At 64.2% G+C, this 4,269-nt stretch carries 4 protein-coding genes and 1 pseudogene; all 5 read left to right on the forward strand.

Features of this window, described 5'->3' with window-relative positions; all coding sequences use genetic code 11:
• Positions 1-103 (forward strand): annotated as a pseudogene (locus FNJ47_RS44765) (IS5/IS1182 family transposase); the annotation flags it as partial.
• A gap of 174 nt (positions 104-277) precedes the next feature.
• Positions 278-1,804, forward strand: a complete 1,527-nt coding sequence (bchE, locus tag FNJ47_RS44770; protein WP_163163003.1) for a magnesium-protoporphyrin IX monomethyl ester anaerobic oxidative cyclase — start codon at positions 278-280, stop codon at positions 1,802-1,804.
• 124 nt (positions 1,805-1,928) lie between these two features.
• The gene (locus FNJ47_RS44775) at positions 1,929-2,339 is read left to right on the forward strand and encodes an aminoacyl-tRNA deacylase (protein WP_236000548.1); all 411 of its coding nucleotides are present in this window, start codon (positions 1,929-1,931) and stop codon (positions 2,337-2,339) included.
• A gap of 54 nt (positions 2,340-2,393) precedes the next feature.
• Entirely contained in the window at positions 2,394-2,549 is a 156-nt protein-coding gene (locus FNJ47_RS44780; protein WP_163163005.1) for a response regulator, read from the forward strand.
• A gap of 303 nt (positions 2,550-2,852) precedes the next feature.
• Positions 2,853-4,076, forward strand: a complete 1,224-nt coding sequence (locus FNJ47_RS44785) for a threonine ammonia-lyase (RefSeq protein ID WP_163163006.1) — start codon at positions 2,853-2,855, stop codon at positions 4,074-4,076.
• Positions 4,077-4,269 lie beyond the last annotated feature (193 nt).

Below are 4,269 nucleotides of genomic sequence, written 5' to 3' on the forward strand. Positions count from 1 at the left end.
AAAGCTCAAGCAGTTCCGACGTGTCGCAACCCGCTTCGAAAAAACGGCCCGGAATTACCGGGCCGTCGTCACTCTCGCTGCCATTGTTCTATGGATGCGCTAGTGTCCACACCACCTAGAGCATGATGCGGAAAAGTGTGAAGCGGTTTTCCGAAAAGATCATGCCCAAATAGAGGGCTTGCGCTAGTTGCTCGAAAAGCCCGGCCGGGGGGTTGGGCTCTCTCTCACAGGATGCGGGGACGAACGATCACGCCAATGAAAGCGGGAGCGATCATCCATGCGCATACTTCTCATCAACGTGCCGCATCCAGCGATCGGCAGCCGGATTCCCGACGACCATTTGCCGCCGCTCGGGCTGCTGTCGATCGGCGGTCCCCTGATCGACGACGGCCATCAGGTTCGTCTCCTCGATGCCGAGTTCGGGCCGATGCCGCTTGCCGCCGTCCTGGCGGAGGCGTCGCGATTTTCGCCGGACGCGGTGTTGTTCGGCCATTCCGGTTCGACCTCGGGCCACCCTGTCATTGCTGAAGTGGCACAAGCGATCGTGAAGGCCTTGCCCCGGGCGTTGATCGTCTATGGCGGCGTGTTCCCGACCTATCACTGGCGTGAAGTTCTGCGCGAGGAGCCCTACGTCACCGCGATCGTGCGCGGCGAGGGCGAGGAGACTGCGCGTCGCCTGATGCGGGCGCTGGAATATGGCGGCGATCTCGCCGGCATCGACGGCATCGCATTTCGCGACGAGAACGGGCCGCGCGTCACCCGGCCTGCGCCGGTGATCCGCGATCTCGATGCCTATCGCGTCGGCTGGGAGTTGATCGATCACGCGCGCTACAGCTATTGGGGAGGCCTGCGCGCCGTCGTGGTGCAGTTCTCGCGCGGCTGTCCGCATCTCTGCAACTATTGCGGCCAGCGCGGCTTCTGGACGCGATGGCGGCACCGCGATCCCGTGCGTTTTGCCAAGGAGCTGGCGCGGCTCCATCGCGATCACGGCGTCAAGGTGATCAATTTCGCCGACGAGAATCCGACTGTCTCGAAGAAGGCCTGGCGGACCTTCCTCGAGGCCCTGATCGCAGAGAATGTCGATCTGATCCTGGTCGGCTCGACCCGCGCCGACGACATCGTGCGCGATGCCGACATCCTGCATCTCTACAAGAAGGCGGGCTGGCAGCGCTTCCTGCTCGGCATGGAGAACACCGACGAGAAGACGCTGGAGCTGATCCGCAAGGGTGCGACCACCACGACCGACCGCGAGGCCATCCGCTTGATGCGCCGGCACGGCATCCTGTCGATGGCGACCTGGGTGGTCGGCTTCGAGGAGGAGACCGACCGCGATCATTGGCGCGGTTTGCGGCAGCTGCTGTCCTACGATCCCGACCAGATCCAGATGCTCTACGTCACGCCGCATCGCTGGACGCCGTATTTCCGCCTCGCGGCAGGACGGCGTGTCATTCAAGTCGATCGCCGCCGCTGGGACTACAAACATCAGGTGCTCGCGACACGGCACATGGCGCCGTGGCGGGTGCTGCTCTGGTTCAAGTTCACCGAGATGGTGCTGCAATGCCGCCCGAAGGCATTACTGCGCGTGCTGTTTCATCGTGATGCCGGGCTTCGTCATGCGATGCGCTGGTACACGCAGATGGGACGCCGGGTCTGGCCGCACGAGATTCTCGGCTTCCTGCGCGACAAGCGGCTGAAGCATGGGCCGACGGTGCAGGAATTTTGGGGCGCCCCGCAGGATATGGAAGAGGAATCGATGTCGTCGTTAAGGCCAGAGCGCCGCGTCGGTCAGTCGCGCGCGGCGTAAGTTCATACCGTCACGCCGGGTTCTGGATAACTGGCGCTGATGACTGGACGTCGGAGTCATCAGCGCGATAATTTCCGGATCGGCTGCGCAGAACAAAAAGAACCGTGGCGGTCGAGGCGTCGAGTTGAGCATACAGGTTGCGATTTTAAAAATATTGGCCAGTCACGTCAGCGGCAGAGCCACACTCGATTCCCTCAAGCACGACCTCGCTATCCTCTCGTCGAGCGGCGACGATTGGCATGTCCGGGTCAAGCGCCTGGCGTCGCGGGTTCCCGAACTCGACATCTTTAGCAATGGCTATGTGCTGCGTGACGTCGACGGCTGGGAGATCACATCGGCGGGCCGCGAGCTCCTGCGCGCACTGGAGGCCATCACGCAAGACAATCTGCCGCCCGCGCCGTCGGTCGCGACTGTGCTTCGCACAGAGGGCACGCTGATCGTGGTCGGTCATCGCTTCAGGAATCGGGCGCGGGCGCAACGTGACCCCGAGCTGAGCGCATCAGTGCGCCGCCGGCCGTTCCGCGAGCCGCGTTGAACCTCGCGGCGTTGCGCGCGACCTACCTTCGGGACGTCGCTCTGGAGGTCGCAAATGACTGCTTTGGCTCAATCGATTGCACGGGTGTTTCCGGCCAATTCGCTTCGGAGCAGCATCGCCCGGCATGTTCTGCTGTTCGCGTCCGCGGCCCTGTTCGTCGCGGTGCTCAGGGCAAGCTACGGCCTCGATCTCAGCGCGGGGTTCTTCTAAATTTCCGGCTTCAAGTCATACTGGGTTAACCGGACCGGGCTAGCTAAGCGCATGCTTTCCTTGCATCTCGAACCGGGGCCGATCTTCCATGGATAAGCCGATGCGCTGCCAGTGCGGCAGGACGCGAGCCATCGTGCTCGACAAGCATTTCCGCACCGCACTGGTATGCCTCAAATGCGATGAGATCCAGCCGGCGGTGCCCGCCAAGCCGGCGCAAGTGGTGGCGTGCGCGCGATAGCACGGTCGTTTTCGGCGCCGAAACCCGCTAGGGTCCGTCTGACGAAACGGACCTGAGCGATACCGATGCCGCAGCCTTCCAATATACCCGCCGTGACCCTTGCCGACGTGCGCCGTGCCGCCGACGTGATCAGGGACGCGGTCATGGTCACGGCGTGCAACGAGAGCCGCACGCTGGGCGAGATCTGCGGCTGCCGCCTGTTCCTCAAATTCGAGAACCTGCAATTCACCTCGACCTTCAAGGAGCGCGGTGCGCTGAATCGGCTGCAAGCCCTGTCCCCCGACGAGCGCAAGCGCGGGGTGATCGCGATGTCGGCCGGCAACCACGCCCAAGGCGTGGCCTATCATGCCAAGCGGCTCGGCATTCCCGCCACCATCGTGATGCCGATCGGCACCCCGATGGTGAAGATCGAGAATACCAGGCGGCACGGCGCCGAGGTCATCATCACCGGGCAGACGCTGGAGGAATGCTTCGCGTTCGTTGGCTCACATGCCGCGCAGAAGGGCCTGATCCTGGTCCATCCCTATGACGATCCGCTGATCGTTGCCGGGCAGGGCACGATCGGGCTCGAAATGCTCGAGGCGGTGCCGGAGCTCGATATCCTGGTGGTGCCGATCGGCGGCGGGGGGCTGATCTCGGGTATCGCCACGGCGGCGAAGGCAATCAAGCCATCGGTGCAAATTATCGGCGTGCAGGCCCAGCTCTATCCGTCGATGTACAATGCCGTCAAAGGCCAGCAGCTGCCGATGCGCGGCGATACGCTCGCCGAGGGTATCGCAGTCAAGGCGCCCGGGCAGATCACCACCAGGATCGTTCGCGACCTCGTCGACGATATCCTGCTGGTCAGCGAGGACCAGATCGAGCGCGCGGTCGCGACGTTGATCTCGATCGAGAAGACGGTGGTCGAGGGTGCCGGCGCCGCCGGCCTTGCGGCGGTGCTTGCAGCGCCCGAGCGCTTCGCCGGCCGCAATGTCGGGCTCGTGCTGACCGGCGGCAACATCGACACCAGGCTCATTGCCTCGGTCCTGACCCGAGAGCTCGCGCGCGAAGGACGGCTGACGCAGCTGGCGCTCGACATCGTCGACCGGCCCGGCCAACTCGCGGCGGTGTCGATCCTGCTTGCCGATGCCGGCGCCAACATCATCGAGGTCTCGCATCAGCGTACCTTCTCCGATCTGCCGGCGAAGGCGACGTTGCTGGAGCTCGTGATCGAGACCCGCGACCGTGCGCATCTGGAGGAGGTGCTGACTAAGCTCGGCGCGGCCGGATTTGCCGTGCGGGAGACCTAGCAACGCAGTACCCATCCGCGAGTCGAACCATTTGACCCGTCATCCTGAGGGGCGAGCGGAGCGAGCCTCGAAGGATGACGGACGGTCGGGCTGCGAGCTCGGCTCACTCGTCGTCGCCCGCGGCAAGCTCCGCGAGCTTTGCGATCGTGTTGATGTTGCGCGCGGCGCCGTTGGCGGCGGCGGGGGGTGCCAG

This window comes from Bradyrhizobium uaiense (assembly GCF_010811875.1).
Taxonomy (GTDB): Bacteria; Pseudomonadota; Alphaproteobacteria; order Rhizobiales; family Xanthobacteraceae; genus Bradyrhizobium; species Bradyrhizobium uaiense.